Here is a 14,815-nt window from a genome sequence, read left to right as displayed (position 1 = left end):
GCCGCGCGATTGATGCCGAAGGCGCGCGGGATTGATGCTCAGCGCTTGTTCGTGTCGTCGCCGTCGACATCGCTGCCCGGCGGGAGGATCACGCGCTTGCCGTTGCCGTTCGATGGCGGTCCGACCACGCGTTCTACGGCCTTCACCACATGCGGCACCAGCGAGAGCACAGCCAGCGCCAGCAGGGCACTGAGCACCGCCGTCACCTCGCGGCCGAGGCCGCAGGCCATGCCGATCGCAGCCGTCATCCAGAGGCCGGCGGCGGTGGTGAGGCCCTGCACATGCTGCTCGTCGCGGCCCTGCTTGAGGATGGTGCCGGCACAGAGGAAGCCGACGCCGGCCACCAGGCCCTGGATCACGCGGCTCATGTCGGCCGGCTCGATGCCGGCCTGCTGCGGGACGAGCACGAACAGCGCCGAGCCGATGGCCACCAGCATGTGGGTGCGCACGCCAGCCGCCTTGCCCTGCTGCTCGCGCTCGAAGCCGAGCGCGAAGCCCAGCACCGAGGCAAGCACCAGGCGCACCATGATGCGGGTGAGCTGGGCGACCTCGCCCACGTCCGAGAACTCGGCCGCGACCGTGGCTGCGACGTCGTCCCACCAAGCCATCAGGGCAGGTCCTTGTTGGGCTCGGGCTCGGCGGCGTCGCGCGGGCCCACGGTGCCGAGGCGTTCCTTGAGCGATTGCGGCCGGCCGGTGATCAGGGCCGCGTAGTTGGTGGTGTTGGCCAGCACCTTCTTGACGTAGTCGCGGGTTTCGTTGAAGGGCACGTTCTCGGCCCAGATCGCGGCCTCCATCACCGGGCCGTTGCGCCAGTTGCGCGGCCGGCCCGGACCGGCGTTGTAGGCGGCGGCGGCCAATGCCATGGATCCGTCGAAGTCGTCGAGCGCGAGCTTGAGGTAGTTGGTGCCGATGGTGATGTTGGTGTCGCGGTCGTTGATCTGGCCGGGCGTGAAGCCGGAGAGGCCGATCTTGCGGGCGGTCCAGCGCGCGGTGGCGGGCATCACCTGCATCAGGCCGGAGGCGCCGACGCCGGAGCGCGCGTCCATGATGAAGCGGCTCTCCTGGCGGATCAGGCCGTAGACGTAGGCCGGGTCGAGGCCGATCTCCGCGCTCTTGGCGGTGACTGTTTCGCGGAAGGGCATGGGATAGCGCTGCTCGACGTCGATCATGCCCTTGGTGCGCTCGCTGGTGTTGATGCAGCGGTCCCAGATTTCGCGCTGGCAGGCGAGGTCGGCGGCGGCGAGCAGTTCGCGGTCGCCCATGCCGCCCTTGTCGTGCAGGTTGGTCGCGTAGTTCCACTCGCGCACGCCTTCGGGACGAAGGCCGATCTCGATCGCGTAGAGCGCACGGGCGAGCGCGGGGTTGCTGCGCGCTGCCGCCTTCTCCTCGGGCGTGAGCGGTGCGGGGCGGGTCGGCACGCTGGCGCGCTGGCCCAGTTCCTCGAGCGCCAGCAGCTCGTAGAAGCCGCGGGTGCCGGCAATGCTCTCGTACAGCGTGCGCGCCTCGGCCCGGCGGTCGTCGCCACCCTGCGCCTGCAGGGCGCGCGCCTTCCAGTACACCCAGGTCGGGTCTTCCTGGGTCGATTCGCTCATGCCTGCAATTGCAGCGCGCACTTCCTTCCAGTTGCCGCTGCGCAGGGCGGCGCGGGCCTTCCAGGCGAGCATGTCGTCGGACAGGTCGGCGTTCTTCGTGACGTTGGTGAAGGCACCGCCGGCGGCAGGGGAGAGCTTCGCTGCGTACTGGCGGCCGATCGCGCCCCACACCCAATTGCGTTCCTCGGGCGAGAGCATCACGCTCCACTTGCCTTCGAGCTGCGAGGCCGCCATGTCGGGGTCGGCGATGGTCATCTTGATCAGCGCGAGCACCACGAGCTCGCGCCGCGCCTTGCCGGGGGCGACGCCGCGGCCGGCCAGGAACTTCGCCATGCTCGCGTTGAGCTCGTCGAAGTGCGGGACTGCATCGGGCGAGGCCAGCAGCACCGCGGCGCGCGCGGCCTGCGGGCGGTTCGTCTCGATCGAGAGCCGCGCCTTCTTCCAGGCGTCGTTGGGCGACATCATGCGTGCCGAGATCATGCGGTCGGCCGCGGCCAGGCAGCCGTCGTCGAGCTCGCGCTGGCCCAGCCAGTTGCGGCGCACCTCGGCAGCCTGTTCGGCGGTCGGGGTGCCGGAGCGCAGCGCGTCGACGAGCACGGCGTAGCAGCGCACCTGGGCATCGTCGTTCATGCGGTAGGCCGGGTGCAGCGCGGCGAAGCCGTCCCAGTCGCGACGCTGGCCGAGCAGGATGAGCCAGTCGTTGCGCAGGCGGTCCTCCTGGTAGGTGCCAGCGTAGCGCGAGAGGAAATCCTGCACCTCCGACGGGCTGGCTTCACCGAGGCGCGCCTTGAGCTCCCAGTAGGCCGCCCACGGCTCGAGCAGGTGGCCGCGGGCCTGCGGCAACAGGGCGGACAGGCGCGCCTTGTCGCCGCGCTGAGCGGCCTGTTTCATCTGGACGATCACGTCGTCGCTTCCGTTCTGTGCGCGTGCCGGCTGCAGCCATGCCGTGGCAGCGATTGCGAGCGAAAGAAGGAGGGTGGGAAAGGGAGCGCGAGGACGACTGCGCACAGGTGACAAAATGCTTACGAACTGCATCGGGGCATTATGGACAAGTCAAAGGGTGCCGACACCTCGGCAACTGCCAACTTTCTCAAGCAACAGCTGCGTTCCGCACTGGTTGCGCAACGGCTTGCCATGCCCGACCGCCAGGCGCGCGCCGACCTGCTGCAGCGCGTGATGCGCATCTGGCTGGTGGGCCGGCCCGACACGGTGATCGGCGCCTATTGGCCGATCAAGGGCGAGTTCGATCCGCTGCCCGCGCTGCACCGCTGGAAGGAAGACGGCGAGTTGCAGGGGGAGCCGCAGCGCCGCCGCATCGGCCTGCCGGTCATGAACAAGGTGCACAAGACCTTGACCTTCCACGCCTGGCACCCCGGCTGCCCGATGGAAGAGGACGCCTTCGGCATCCCGAAGCCCAAGGACACCGAGCTGATCGTGCCCACGCTGCTCTTCGTGCCTTGCGTCGGCTACAGCGCCGGCGGTTACCGGCTCGGTTACGGCGGCGGCTTCTACGACCGGACCCTGGCGGCGCTGGAGCCACGGCCCTTCACGGTCGGGCTGGGCTTCACCAACGGCTTTCTCGAGGACTTCGAGCCGGAGCCGCATGACTTGCCGCTCGATGCCATCCTGAACGACAACGGGGTGGTGTGGCCGGTAGGGTGAATTTCCCGATCCCGGCCCCCATTCAGTCCAACTGATCCACGGTATCGGGGTCCGGCACTTCCCCGATGGTCTCCCGCGTGGTGGCCGCCTGCGCCTCCAGCCAGTCGCGAAAGGCCTGGATCTCCGGCCGGTGCGCGCTGCGCGGGCCGACGATCAGCCAGTAGGCCATGGGTGAATCCATGCGGTGCTGCGGCAGCACCTCCACCAGGTCGCCGTTGGCCAGGCTCTCGGCGATCAGCGAGCTGCGCGCCAGCACCACGCCCTGGCCGGTGAGGGCGGCCTGCACCATCTGGTATGCGTAATTGAAGTAGAGCCAGCGCTTGGGTTGCGCGCGTTGCAGGTCGTTCACCTCGAACCAGCGCCGCCAGGTCAGCCATTCGAGGTGCGTGCGGTGCGCGTCGCCGGCCTCGATCAGGGCGAAGCGCGCGATGTCGGCGGGCGTCTTGATCGGCGGGTTGCTCTTGATCAGCCAGGGGCTGGCCACCGGCGTGAGGTTTTCGCCGAACAGGCGTATCGAGCCGGCCGGCATGTTCTCGCCGGGGCCGTAGCGCAGGGCGATGTCGATGTCCGCGAGGTCCAGGTCCAGCGCGGAATCGCTGGCGTCGATGCGGATGTCGATCTCGGGGTTGTCGCGCTGGAAGGCTTCCAGGCGCGGGATCAGCCACATCGAGGCAAAGGAGGCGAAGGTGGTGAGCGAGACGCTCTTGCGCCCCGCGTTCTGCCGGATCTGGCGCACCGCGCCGTCGATGCGCGGCAACGCCTGCTGCACCGCCAGCAGCAGTTGAGCGCCGGCGCTGGTGAGCTCCACGGCGCGCGTATGGCGCAGGAACAGGCCCACGCCCACCTCTTCCTCCAGCGATTGGATCTGCCGGCTGACGGCGGACTGGGTCAGCGCCATCTCCTCGGCGGCCGCCCGAAAGTTCAGGTGGCGGGCGACTGCCTCGAAGGCCCGCAGGTGGCCTGCGGAGATGGGGCGGGAGCGCAGGTGGGTCTGGGAATGCTGCATGGACATGACTTCGAGGTTCGCGCATTGATGCGAAAGCGGAATCATTAGGGTACCGCGTTTTCATTGGACCGCGAACGAACCAGGGCCGATCATTCATTCCCGAAGCGCGCCATTGCGCTGACGGAGAAACCCCTCTTCTAGGAGCCTCGTATGTCCGCCGCCTGCACCACCTCCACGTTCCCGTCGTCCCCGGCCCTGGCCACCCGTCCGGCCGCCGTTCCGCCGGCTGTTCGCCGCGGTGCGTGGCAGCTGGGCGCGGGCGAGGCGACCAGTCTCAAGGCATCCGGGGCGAGCATCCTGCGCATCCGGCAGGGGCGTGTCTGGGTCACGCGCGACGCCACCGACCAATGGGGCAGCGAGGACTTGGTGCTGGCACCGGGCGAAACGCTGCGGGTCGAGGCCGGCGAGCGCATCGTGATGGAGCCGTGGGACGGCCAGGGCGCCACCTACAGCTGGGACCTGGCTTCCTCGTCCGAGCGGGCCTGATCCGGTCCTCGGTTCTAAATGTCCAGCCGCGGGCGCAGCGCCAGAAAGCGCTCGAGCGCCTCCAGCCCGTCGAACTGCTGGACGGCCGCGATTTCCTCGCTGTCTTCGACCTGGGCGAGGCCCAGGTCGAAGGCGCGGTAGCGGCGCTGCAAGAGTTCGCCCTCATACACCACCCGCATCTGCACGTGCCTGGAGTCGGTTTCGAGCCGCTCCATCAGGCGCAGCACGTTGCGGCGCGGACCTTCGAAGTGCTGGCAGAAGCGCATGCCGTCGAAGACCAGCAGGCCCGTGATCCCCTCCTTCGCGTTGCGCGCACGTGCCTCGGCCACGATCTGGGCCACCACGTCGGTGGGCTGGTCCGGTGCCAGCAGGCTGCAATAGAGGATCTCGTGGAGTTCTGTCATTCGTTGAGCGGGTTCAGGACGCCCGCAGTGTAGGAGGGCCCCTCCGCGAGCGAAATGTGAAAAGACATAGACCGCTCGCCTATAGTCCGAAGGTGACTTTCGACTATCCAGCGCTCAGTCATCCGCCTACAGGTCAGAACCCTTGCGACCGTTGCCTGCTGCGCTCCAACCCCGCCTTCCTGCCCGTCACGATCGAGGAATTGCGCCTCATCGAATCGTTCCGTACCGGCACGCGCGTCATCGAGGCCGGCCGGCCGCTGATCGAGGAGGACCGCCCCAGTCCCCTGCTCTACACGATCTACTCCGGCTGGGCCTTCCGCTTCAAGACACTGAGCGACGGTCGCCGGCAGATCCTGGGCTTTCTGCTCCCGGGGGACTTCGTCGGGCTTCAGGACGAGTTCGCCGAAAGCCACACGCACGGTGTCGAGGCGGTGACTGATGTCACGGTCTGCTGCTTCGCCCGCGACCGCTTGTGGGAGCTGTTCCATGCCCAGCCCAAGCTCGGCTACCACATCACGTGGCTGGCGGCGCGCGAGGAGAAGATCGTGGACGACAACCTCGTGACCGCCGGCCGCCGCAATGCGGCCGAGCGGGTCGCGATGCTGCTGATGCATCTCTACCGACGCGCCGAGCGCCTCGGCATGGCGCGCGACGGGTGGGTGCAGTTCCCTTTCAACCAGCAGCACATCGCCGATGCGCTGGGCCTGTCGCTGGTGCACACCAACAAGACCTTGAGGCGGCTGCAGCAGTTGCGGCTGTACAAGCTCGATGCGGGGTGGCTGCGCATCCTCGAGCCGCATGCGCTGGAGACCCTGGGCGACTACTTCGACCGGCCGCTGCAGCCCACGCCGCTGATCTGAGCAGGTGTGAACGAATCCGCAGTGGTCGTTCATTCCGCGCCGGCGCGCCCACTTTCAACGCCGCAGGCGCCGCCCCCACAACGCCATCGCGTATCGTAGAGGCCCTGTCCGCTTCGTGGACGAAGCCTCGAACCGGCAGCCGCCGGCCAACTCCATTGACCGTCGCCCGCTCATCCGTGAAGCTCCTGCCCCGTCTGCGCCAGATCGCCATGGTCGGCAGCGTCGAAACCTTCGGCGTGGCCATCGGCGGCATCGCCGGCCTGCTCATCGTCAACGTGCTGCCCAAGGACCAGTATGCGGCGTACACCTTCCTGGTGGCCTGCATGACCCTGATCCTGGGGGTGACCGACCTGGGGTTGGCACACTGCTGCATGCCCATCGTGGGGCAGCGCGCGAACGAGCGGCCCTGGGTGGTGGGCGTGTGCCACCAGGTCTTCCGCAAGCGCTGGGTGCTGCTGGCGTTGGGACTGGCGCTGGTCGGGCCCTATTGGTACTACAGCTCGCAGCAGCACAGCTGGTCCGGCGCCGCCTATCTGGTCGCGTCGCTGCTGATGGTGTCGGTGGTCCTGCTCACGCTTCGTGAGCACTACGCCAACACGGTGCTGCTCATCCTCAGCCAGATCAACACCCTGAACCGCATCGCCTTCGCCTCGCACAGCGTGCGCATCGCATTCGTGGGCGCGGTGCTGCTCTTGCCGATCACCTCCTGGTCGATGGTCGGCATCGTGGCTGCAACCGCCGCCGCCAGCTTCGTCAGCGTGCTGCTCTATCGCAAGGCCTTCCGCACGCAGCAGGTGCCCGACGCGGACCTGGACGCCGGCGACTCGAAAAAGGTGGATGGCGAAATCCTCCGCATCGCCAAGCCGCTGGTGCTGCCGGGCGTGTTCTACCAGGTGCAGGGCGTGATCACCGTGTTCCTGGTGTCGCTGTTCGGCACTTCCAGCATGCTCGCCGAAGTCGGTGCCTTCGGCCGGCTCGCCATGGTGCTGATGGTGGTGGACCGCGTGACCAACGTGCTGCTGTTCCCCGCGATCGCGCGTGCGCCGATGGGCCCGCGCCTGGGCACCATCGTGGCGCAGGCCCATCTGGCCTACTTCGCCATGGGCGCGGCCGTGCTGCTGACCTCCGTCGCCTTTCCGCACTACTGGATCCTGCTGCTGGGCAAGCAGTACGAGAGCATGACGCCGCTGGTGTGGATGGTCTTCCTGGCATCCATCGTGATGAATGCATCCGGCTTTGCCTTTCGCACGCTCTCGGTTCGCGGCGCGACGGCGGGTCAGACCTACAGCATTGCAGTGACGCTGATCACCCAGGTGCTGTACCTGTGGCTGGTGGGCGTGAGCGACCTGCGCTCGGTGCTGTGGTTCGGCATTGCCACCAGCCTGGCCAACTTCGGCTACCAGTACGCGCTGCTGGCGGTGCGCTGGCTGGCGTGGCGCAAGGACAAACCCCCAGCGGACGATCCTCAGGCGCGCTTGTAGACCCGCCCGATCGCCGCCGCGATCTTCAAGGCCAGCTGGCTCTTGCGCAGCTCACCATCGGAGTACACGCGAATCGGCGCATTGGCATAGCGCCAGTACCATTTGCTCGCGAGCGACGGCGGCCGCCCGCGCAGCGCCTGGCCGATGAAGCCGCCGTGCCAGGGCTTGATCGAGCCGATGGCGTGCGAGAGGTAGTAGCCGCCGGGCGCGAAGTCCATCGCCTCGGGGCCCGCGGTGTTCAGGGGCGCTTCGCACACCGTCAGCGCGAAGTTCAGCGCATCCTGGTCCGTCGAATGGAAGAGCGCGGCCGAGCCGCCTGCCTTGAGCTGCTTGGCGCCCTCGTTGTAATCCACCACCAGGTCGCACAGCCGGCGCCACAGGTCCAGGAACTCGAAGTGCGCGCGTGAGACCGCGATGAAGCCGGCGTTGTAGTAGCGGTCCAGCCCGCGCCGCGGCGCGGCGCCGTGCGGCGCGAAAAAGCGGGCCCACAGCAGGCGCTTGGGATGCCGCGCCGGGAAGCACCAGTTGACGTCCTCTGCCAGCGAGATGCCGTCTTCGGTGAACCAGCCTGCGAGTGACGGCCAGTCGCACTTCACCACGATATCCGGGTCGATATAGGCGCAGATGTCAGCCTGCGGAGCGTGCTTTTCGAGCATCTCGCGGATGAAGGTGGGCTTGTAGTAGGTGAAGTGCAGCGGCGTGTCGAGCTCCAGCATGCACAGCGTCAGCCCGGGCGTGACCTGCAGCCGGCCGGTGGCGCGGTCGAAGGCCGGCGCGTCGACGATCCAGCCGGGCAGGGCGCCGCGGTAGCCCACCCACAGCTCGCCTTCGTAGCCCGCCGCGATCAGCGAGTTCGCCAGCGCCGCCACGCCGAAGTGGTAGTTTTTTTCGAAGAGCGTGCAGAGCGTGATGTTCATGGAGCGTGTTGAAGCGGTAGCGGCTGAGTGTAAAGAAGTGTTCTACATGCGGGCGCGACGACCGGCTCAGTGCGCGGCGAGCAATTCGACCAGATCGCGCTCGTAGGCCTGCAGCCGGCCGACGGCCTGCTCACGCTGGGCCGCGCTGGTGCTCTTGTGCAGGGCGGCCAGGTTGCGGCAACCCTCCTGCTGAAGCGCCTGCTGCCGATCGCGCCACGGTCCCGGCGGCGGGTCGGCGACGCGAAGCACGTAGGCATGGATGGCTGCGCGCGCTTCGGCCGGAGGCGTCCGCTCGGCCTGGAAGCGGCGCAGCAGCCCCAGCACCTCCTGCTGGTTCCGGCGGCGCTGGGCGTCGAAGGCATGCGGATCGAAGGCGGACTGCGCCACCTGCTGCTTCAGCATGTCGCGCTGCGCCGGCTCGAGCCGGCCGTAGAAGTCCTCGTAGCGCTCGAGGAGCCGCTCGTAGCGCTTCTCCTGCCAGCGCGCCGGGCCGCGTTCGAGCCATTCCTTGCGGTACTCGGCGTTGTTCTTCGCGTACTTGCGCTCCAGTTGCTGCAGCTGGGCTTCGCCCAGGCTCAGCGCCAGGCCGGTGCCGGGGCCCTCGGCCTGCACCGCCACCGCCACCAGGCGATCGCGGATCTGATCGGCGAACTCGCAGGCCTGCTCGGGCGTCACATCCTCCGGCGCCAGCGCCTGCGCCCGGCGCACCAACTCGACCAGCCGGGGCAGCTCGTGGCGGCGGTGCCAGGCGAGCAGCTCGGCGAGCTCGTCGCGCACTCGCGGCGTATGCGCGCTGTCGAAGTCGAGGTACCCGTTCAGCCACCAGTAGCCCAGCTCCGGCAGGTTGTTGTAGGCCAGCTTGAGGGTGCTGCAGGCGGCCAGCGTGGCGGCGGCGAGCAGCACGCCGATAATTCGCGCCAGCCAGACCCAACGTATTCGAGAAAGTGGCATGAACAAGACTCCGCAGGACAACCGGGAACCGGTCGATGTCGTCATCATGGCGGCCGGCAAGGGCACGCGCATGAAAAGCAGCCTGCCCAAAGTGTTGCATCGTTTAGGCGGTCGCGCGCTGGTGGCGCACGTCGTGGACACGGCCACCCGCATCGGCGCTCGCAAGGTCGTGGTGGTCACCGGCCATGGTGCGACCGATGTCGAGGCCGCGCTCGGCGACGGCGCGGCGGGCGGGTTGCCGCAATTCGCACGCCAGGTGCCGCAACTGGGCACCGGCCACGCGATGCAACAAGCCGCGCCGCTCCTGCCCGACGACGGCACGGTGGTGGTGCTTTCGGGCGACGTGCCCTTGATCGGCGACGCCACCCTGCGCGCGCTGATCGCCCAGAGCGCCGGGCGCCGCCTCGCGCTGCTCACCATCCGGGTCGAGGACCCGACCGGCTACGGGCGCATCGTGCGTGCGCCCGCCGCCGAAGGCGAAGGCGAGGTGCAGGCGATCGTGGAGGAGAAGGACGCCAGCGAGGCGCAGCGCGCCATTCGCGAGATCTACAGCGGCGTGATGGCCGTGCCGGCGCAACTGCTCAAGCCCTGGCTGGCGCGGCTCGACAACAGGAACGCCCAGGGCGAGTACTACCTGACCGACGTGGTGGGTTTCGCCACCATCGACGGCGTGCCCGTGCTGGCGCACCGCATCGACGACCCGCTGGAGGTCGCCGGCGTCAACACGCCGGCCCAGCTGGCCGCGCTCGAGCGCGCCTACCAGCGGCGCCAGGCCGATGCGCTGATGGCGCAGGGCGTGCGGCTGGCCGACCCGGCGCGCATCGACGTGCGCGGCACCCTGGCCTGCGAGGCGGACGTCGAGATCGACGTCAACTGCGTCTTCGAGGGTGCGGTTTCGCTGGGCGCCGGCGTGCGCGTCGGGGCCAACTGCGTGATCGCCAATGCGCGCATCGAGACCGGCGCGGTGATCCATCCCTTTACCCACATCGACGGCGAGAGAGCCGGCGTGACGGTGGGCGGAGGCTCGCGGGTCGGCCCTTTCGCGCGGCTGCGGCCCGGCGCCCGCCTGGGTGCCGAGGTGCACATCGGCAACTTCGTCGAGGTCAAGAACTCCACGCTGGCCGACGGCGCCAAGGCCAACCACCTGGCCTACCTGGGCGATGCCAGCGTGGGCGCGCGCGTCAACTACGGGGCCGGCAGCATCACGGCCAACTATGACGGCGCCAACAAGCACCGCACGGTGATCGGCGACGACGTCCACGTGGGCAGCAACTGCGTGCTGGTGGCGCCGGTCACCATCGGCGCCGGCGGCACGGTGGGCGGCGGCTCGACCGTGACGAAGAGCACCGAGCCGGGCGTGCTCACCATCTCCCGGGGGCGGCAGGTCAGCTTCGCGAACTGGAAGCGACCGCAGAAGACCCCGAAGGAGTAGGCAAGGGCACGCGCGGATCGAACTTCGCGCGCTTGACGCTGAAGAAGGCCTTGACGTTGCGCACATTGGCGTCGGTGGTGAAGAGGCGCTGCGCAAGCGCCTGGTAGCCGGGCATGTCGCGCACGGTGGCGATCAGCACGAAATCGGGGCCGGGCGAGACGCGGTAGCACTGCTGCACCGCTTCGTCGGCGACCACCCGCACCTCGAATGCCTCCAGGGCGGAGGCGTCCTGGCGGTCCAGCGAAACCTCGATCACCGCCGTGAGCAGCGCACCCACCCGCTCGGGGTCGAGGACTGCGGCCTCGCGCACGATCCAGCCCGCCTCGCGCAACCGGCGAACGCGCCGCAGGCAAGTGGCCGCAGAAAGGCCGAAGCGCTCCGCCAGCGACTGGTTGCTCTGGGACGAGTCCTGCTGAAGTGCATCGAGCAGTTGCCAGTCCATCGAATCGATGGCAATAGATTTCATGTATCAAAGTTTAGTGAAATTTTATTGCCATGCTCGGAAAAGGTGAAATTCAAAATCTTGATTGGCGCAAGTTTGAAGAGAAATTTCAGAGCGCCCTGACTACCATCCTCGAACTTCCAATTCAGGAGCTCTCCATGTGTGGCATCGTCGGCGCCGTCTCTGACCGCAACATCGTTCCGATCCTCGTCCAGGGGCTGCAGCGCCTCGAATACCGCGGCTACGACTCCTGCGGCGTGGCCGTGCATGCGGGCGGCCTTGCGCGTGCCCGCACCACCGCCCGTGTGGCCGACCTCCTGGCGCAGGTGCGCGACGATCGCATCGAAGGCAGCACGGGCATCGCCCACACGCGCTGGGCCACCCACGGCGCACCGGTGGTGCACAACGCACATCCGCACTTCAGCCATGGGCCCGGGGAGGCCGCCGAGACTGCCCGTCCCAGCCGCGTGGCGCTGGTGCACAACGGCATCATCGAGAACCACGAGATGCTGCGCGCGAAGCTGCAGGCCAAGGGCTATGTGTTCGCGAGCCAGACCGATACCGAGGTCATCGCCCACCTGATCGACAGCCACTACGACGGTGACCTGTTCGAGGCGCTGAGAGCCAGCGTGCTGCAACTGCAGGGCGCCTACGCGATTGCGGCGATCTGCCGCGACGAGCCGCACCGGGTCGTGGGCGCGCGTGCCGGCTCGCCGCTGATCCTCGGCGTCGGCCAGGAAGGCGGCGAGAACTTTCTCGCAAGCGACGCGATGGCGCTGGCGGGTGTCACCGACCAGATCGTCTACCTCGAAGAGGGCGACCTGGTCGACATCCAGCCCGGCCGCTACTGGATCGTCGATCGCGCCCACAAGCCCGTGACCCGGCGGGTGCGCACCGTGCTCGCCCACAGCGGCGCCGCCGAACTGGGCCCGTACCGTCACTACATGCAGAAGGAGATCTTCGAGCAGCCGCGTGCCATCGCCGACACGCTGGAGGGCATCGAGGGCATCGTGCCCGAGCTCTTCGACGGCGTGGGCCAGGACGGCACGCCGGGCGCTGCGGCCTGGCGCGTGTTCAAGGAAATCGACAAGGTGCTCATCCTGGCCTGCGGCACCAGCTACTACAGCGGTTGCACCGCCAAGTACTGGCTCGAGAGCATCGCGAAGATCCCGACCCAGGTCGAGATCGCGAGCGAGTACCGCTACCGCGACTCCGTGCCCGATCCGAAGACCCTGGTCGTGACCATCAGCCAGTCGGGCGAAACCGCCGACACGCTGGCCGCGCTCAAGCATGCGCGTTCATTGGGCATGGAGCAGACGCTGACCATCTGCAACGTCGCGACCAGCGCGATGGTGCGCGAATGCAAGCTGGCCTACATCACGCGCGCCGGCGTCGAGATCGGCGTGGCTTCCACCAAGGCCTTCACCACGCAGCTCGCGGGCCTGTTCCTGCTCACGCTGGCTCTGGCCCAGTCCAAGGAGCGCCTGAGCGAAGCGGACGAAGCGCGCTACCTCAAGGAGATGCGGCACCTGCCGGTTGCGCTGCAGTCCGTGCTGGCGCTGGAGCCGCAGATCATGGGTTGGGCCGAGGACTTCGCGCGCAAGGAAAACGCGCTCTTCCTGGGCCGCGGCCTGCACTACCCGATCGCGCTGGAGGGTGCGCTCAAGCTCAAGGAAGTCACCTACATCCATGCCGAGGCCTACGCCGCCGGCGAGCTCAAGCATGGGCCGCTCGCGCTGGTCACGAGCGAGATGCCGGTCGTGGCCGTGGCGCCCAACGATGCGCTGCTGGAAAAGCTCAAGAGCAACCTGCAGGAAGTGCGCGCGCGCGGCGGCGTGCTCTACGTGCTGGCCGACGGTGACACGCACATCGAGCGCGGCGAGGACCTGCACGTGATCCGGATGCCCGAGCACTACGGGACGCTGTCGCCGATGCTGCACGTGGTGCCGCTGCAGTTGCTGGCGTATCACACCGCGTGTGCGCGGGGGACGGATGTGGACAAGCCGCGCAATCTGGCGAAGAGCGTGACGGTGGAGTGATTGGGCGGGGTGACGCTGTCATGTGGATCGTTTGAATAGAAGACGCTTCTTACGCAGAGATTCTTGAGTTTCTCGTTCGAATAGAACCCGATTCGCATAGGGCTGGTCGCGAGCCCAAACGTTTGCGGAAGTACATCCGTTCTGCGTCTGGGATGCCCTCTGGCAGCAGGATGGATGCGGGGCGCATTCGGGTGGGTGCCGCGCGGCGTCCAGGGCGGCTGAAGCCCGGACCCGTTCACGCGAGGAGACGCGAGCCACGGCGAACTGCGGACTGAGGCCGCGCTCTTGCTGTTCTCATGCAACAGAATTCCGTCGGTCGCCCGCAGGCAACCGCTACAACCGTTTTAGACTGATTGCTGTCGGTCATGCCGGGGCGCATGAACAGCCGCTCGTGACGCGGATGCCGACGGCTGGCGGAGATAGGCCTCGAAGTTCCCCTAGGCAGGCTTCGAATACCAGGTCAATCCTGCGAGCACCGGGGAAGTCGTCCACTGAAAGGATGTAGCTCCGGGTCAACCGCCAGGCGGATTAGGAACCATGAAAAGGTCTGTCACCAGTCGGCGTGCAAACGCCGCCCAGCAGCCGTTCAGGGGGCGTCTTCCTAGCGCCATTTACCGTCCGATCCTACGGCCGAGGCCCTGTTGATGGGCGGCGCGCCGCGCGCCGCCGCCACTGAACTTACACGTCCAGCTGTTCCGCGATGTCTAAGGCGTCGTCAACTTCGATGCCAAGGTATCTCACGGTGCTTTCAAGCTTGTTGTGACCCAACAGGATCTGGACTGCTCTCAAGTTCTTCGTCTTCTTGTAGATCATGGACGCCTTCGTGCGGCGCATCGAGTGCGTCCCATAGGCAGACGGGTCCAGGCCAATGCCTTCAACCCACCCATGCACGATCCTGGCGTACTGCCGCGTGCCGATATGCGGTGATGCGCCTACTCGGCTAGGAAAGATGAAGTCATCGGATCGCAAGTGAGCGCGCTGGATCCATGCCTCGACGGATTCCCTGGTCGTCTGCGTGATCTCGAACTGAACCGGTCTTTGGGTCTTCCGCTGCATGACCATCGCACGATTGGAAACCCGATCGCCGTGGCAAACGTCCCGAACGCGCAAAGCGACGAGGTCACAGCCGCGCAGCTTGCTGTCGAACCCTAGATTAAACAATGCAAGGTCCCGAATGCGCTTCGCCATCTGCAAGTGCGTACGTATGGACCAAACTTCCTTCGCTTTGAGCGGGGCCTTCTGGCCAATCAGCTTTCCTTTGTTCCATGGCCCACTGGTACTGATGTGCGATTCCATGATGCACTCCTTCTCAAAAGGACGGCGCTGACCATCCCTCCAACGAGGCCGCAGCCACCCGCGGCTGCCCACTGGAGCCATGAACTGTTTGGATGCTATGGAGCAGCGAGGCCTCGTGCCTTCCAAGGGCCGCGCCGCCTGGTCGACCGATCAGCGGATAGACTGCCTTCGGCCGAGGTTGTGTGCAAACGGCTTTTGACTTGCGAGTATGCCGGCCACTCGGCCTTGTGGTCGTCATCGGCGCC

At 67.4% G+C, this 14,815-nt stretch carries 14 protein-coding genes; 6 read left to right on the top strand and 8 right to left on the bottom strand.

All coding sequences use genetic code 11. The features are described 5' to 3' along the window. Window positions 1-38: 38 nt before the first annotated feature. Together ACMGEZ_RS17490 and ACMGEZ_RS17485 are read right to left on the bottom strand one after the other, a co-directional pair. On the bottom strand, window positions 39-608 hold the full coding sequence (locus ACMGEZ_RS17490; RefSeq protein ID WP_436823545.1) for an MgtC/SapB family protein: 570 nt from the start codon (window positions 606-608) through the stop codon (window positions 39-41). After that, a complete protein-coding gene (locus tag ACMGEZ_RS17485; protein WP_436823544.1) occupies window positions 608-2,629 on the bottom strand; it encodes a lytic transglycosylase domain-containing protein in 2,022 nt (673 codons plus the stop codon). The genes ACMGEZ_RS17490 and ACMGEZ_RS17485 overlap by 1 nt, the downstream gene beginning before the upstream one ends. Before the next feature lie 9 nt (window positions 2,630-2,638). On the opposite strand from ACMGEZ_RS17485, the gene ACMGEZ_RS17480 reads away from it, so the two are divergent. Then, complete coding sequence (locus tag ACMGEZ_RS17480; RefSeq protein WP_436823543.1) at window positions 2,639-3,256, top strand: 5-formyltetrahydrofolate cyclo-ligase; 618 nt, start codon at window positions 2,639-2,641, stop codon at window positions 3,254-3,256. Window positions 3,257-3,278: 22 nt separating this feature from the next. Here ACMGEZ_RS17480 and ACMGEZ_RS17475 read toward each other — a convergent pair whose 3' ends face one another. Then, a complete protein-coding gene (locus tag ACMGEZ_RS17475) occupies window positions 3,279-4,262 on the bottom strand; it encodes a LysR substrate-binding domain-containing protein (protein ID WP_436823542.1) in 984 nt (327 codons plus the stop codon). Between the two features lie 150 nt (window positions 4,263-4,412). On the opposite strand from ACMGEZ_RS17475, the gene ACMGEZ_RS17470 reads away from it, so the two are divergent. Further along, window positions 4,413-4,748: a DUF2917 domain-containing protein gene (locus ACMGEZ_RS17470; RefSeq protein ID WP_436823541.1), complete on the top strand. Its 336-nt coding sequence runs from the start codon at window positions 4,413-4,415 to the stop codon at window positions 4,746-4,748. A gap of 14 nt (window positions 4,749-4,762) precedes the next feature. Here the strand turns inward: ACMGEZ_RS17470 and ACMGEZ_RS17465 are convergent, their stop codons facing one another. Next, window positions 4,763-5,152 (bottom strand): BLUF domain-containing protein, encoded by a 390-nt coding sequence (locus ACMGEZ_RS17465; RefSeq protein WP_436823540.1) that lies wholly within the window; start codon window positions 5,150-5,152, stop codon window positions 4,763-4,765. Between the two features lie 92 nt (window positions 5,153-5,244). Between ACMGEZ_RS17465 and ACMGEZ_RS17460 the strand changes: the two genes are divergently transcribed. Continuing rightward, a complete protein-coding gene (locus ACMGEZ_RS17460; RefSeq protein WP_436823539.1) occupies window positions 5,245-6,012 on the top strand; it encodes a Crp/Fnr family transcriptional regulator in 768 nt (255 codons plus the stop codon). A 176-nt stretch (window positions 6,013-6,188) separates the two neighbouring features. Further along, a complete protein-coding gene (locus tag ACMGEZ_RS17455; RefSeq protein WP_436823538.1) occupies window positions 6,189-7,493 on the top strand; it encodes a polysaccharide biosynthesis protein in 1,305 nt (434 codons plus the stop codon). Here the strand turns inward: ACMGEZ_RS17455 and ACMGEZ_RS17450 are convergent. Both ACMGEZ_RS17450 and ACMGEZ_RS17445 read right to left on the bottom strand, forming a co-directional pair. Beyond that, entirely contained in the window at window positions 7,478-8,410 is a 933-nt protein-coding gene (locus ACMGEZ_RS17450; protein ID WP_436823537.1) for a hypothetical protein, read from the bottom strand. The genes ACMGEZ_RS17455 and ACMGEZ_RS17450 overlap by 16 nt on opposite strands. Before the next feature lie 66 nt (window positions 8,411-8,476). Next, entirely contained in the window at window positions 8,477-9,361 is an 885-nt protein-coding gene (locus ACMGEZ_RS17445) for a DUF6279 family lipoprotein (protein WP_436823536.1), read from the bottom strand. Between ACMGEZ_RS17445 and glmU the strand changes: the two genes are divergently transcribed. Beyond that, window positions 9,360-10,793 (top strand): bifunctional UDP-N-acetylglucosamine diphosphorylase/glucosamine-1-phosphate N-acetyltransferase GlmU, encoded by a 1,434-nt coding sequence (gene glmU / locus ACMGEZ_RS17440; RefSeq protein ID WP_436823535.1) that lies wholly within the window; start codon window positions 9,360-9,362, stop codon window positions 10,791-10,793. The two genes, ACMGEZ_RS17445 and glmU, sit on opposite strands and share 2 nt — an antisense overlap. Here glmU and ACMGEZ_RS17435 read toward each other — a convergent pair. Beyond that, entirely contained in the window at window positions 10,747-11,259 is a 513-nt protein-coding gene (locus ACMGEZ_RS17435; RefSeq protein WP_436823534.1) for an Lrp/AsnC family transcriptional regulator, read from the bottom strand. The two genes, glmU and ACMGEZ_RS17435, sit on opposite strands and share 47 nt — an antisense overlap. A gap of 134 nt (window positions 11,260-11,393) precedes the next feature. Here ACMGEZ_RS17435 and glmS point away from each other — a divergent pair, with 134 nt between their 5' ends. After that, window positions 11,394-13,274: a glutamine--fructose-6-phosphate transaminase (isomerizing) gene (gene glmS / locus ACMGEZ_RS17430; RefSeq protein ID WP_436823533.1), complete on the top strand. Its 1,881-nt coding sequence runs from the start codon at window positions 11,394-11,396 to the stop codon at window positions 13,272-13,274. Window positions 13,275-13,952: 678 nt separating this feature from the next. On the opposite strand, the gene ACMGEZ_RS17425 is transcribed toward glmS, so the two are convergent. Continuing rightward, a complete protein-coding gene (locus ACMGEZ_RS17425) occupies window positions 13,953-14,570 on the bottom strand; it encodes a tyrosine-type recombinase/integrase (protein WP_436823532.1) in 618 nt (205 codons plus the stop codon). Window positions 14,571-14,815: the final 245 nt, after the last annotated feature.

The organism is Variovorax stachyos (genome assembly GCF_051400855.1).
Lineage (GTDB): Bacteria > Pseudomonadota > Gammaproteobacteria > Burkholderiales > Burkholderiaceae_C > Variovorax.
This window is presented reverse-complemented; position numbering and strand designations above follow the sequence as displayed.

Excerpts from the sequence above, each read along its gene's own strand:
- ACMGEZ_RS17425 (WP_436823532.1), bottom strand. The coding sequence starts at position 14,570 with ATGGAATCGCACATCAGTACCAGTGGGCCATGGAACAAAGGAAAGCTG.
- ACMGEZ_RS17470 (WP_436823541.1), top strand. The coding sequence starts at position 4,413 with ATGTCCGCCGCCTGCACCACCTCCACGTTCCCGTCGTCCCCGGCCCTG.
- ACMGEZ_RS17465 (WP_436823540.1), bottom strand. The coding sequence starts at position 5,152 with ATGACAGAACTCCACGAGATCCTCTATTGCAGCCTGCTGGCACCGGAC.
- ACMGEZ_RS17480 (WP_436823543.1), top strand. The coding sequence starts at position 2,639 with ATGGACAAGTCAAAGGGTGCCGACACCTCGGCAACTGCCAACTTTCTC.
- ACMGEZ_RS17490 (WP_436823545.1), bottom strand. The coding sequence starts at position 608 with ATGGCTTGGTGGGACGACGTCGCAGCCACGGTCGCGGCCGAGTTCTCG.
- glmS (WP_436823533.1), top strand. The coding sequence starts at position 11,394 with ATGTGTGGCATCGTCGGCGCCGTCTCTGACCGCAACATCGTTCCGATC.
- glmU (WP_436823535.1), top strand. The coding sequence starts at position 9,360 with ATGAACAAGACTCCGCAGGACAACCGGGAACCGGTCGATGTCGTCATC.
- ACMGEZ_RS17435 (WP_436823534.1), bottom strand. The coding sequence starts at position 11,259 with ATGAAATCTATTGCCATCGATTCGATGGACTGGCAACTGCTCGATGCA.
- ACMGEZ_RS17445 (WP_436823536.1), bottom strand. The coding sequence starts at position 9,361 with ATGCCACTTTCTCGAATACGTTGGGTCTGGCTGGCGCGAATTATCGGC.
- ACMGEZ_RS17475 (WP_436823542.1), bottom strand. The coding sequence starts at position 4,262 with ATGCAGCATTCCCAGACCCACCTGCGCTCCCGCCCCATCTCCGCAGGC.
- ACMGEZ_RS17450 (WP_436823537.1), bottom strand. The coding sequence starts at position 8,410 with ATGAACATCACGCTCTGCACGCTCTTCGAAAAAAACTACCACTTCGGC.
- ACMGEZ_RS17485 (WP_436823544.1), bottom strand. The coding sequence starts at position 2,629 with ATGCAGTTCGTAAGCATTTTGTCACCTGTGCGCAGTCGTCCTCGCGCT.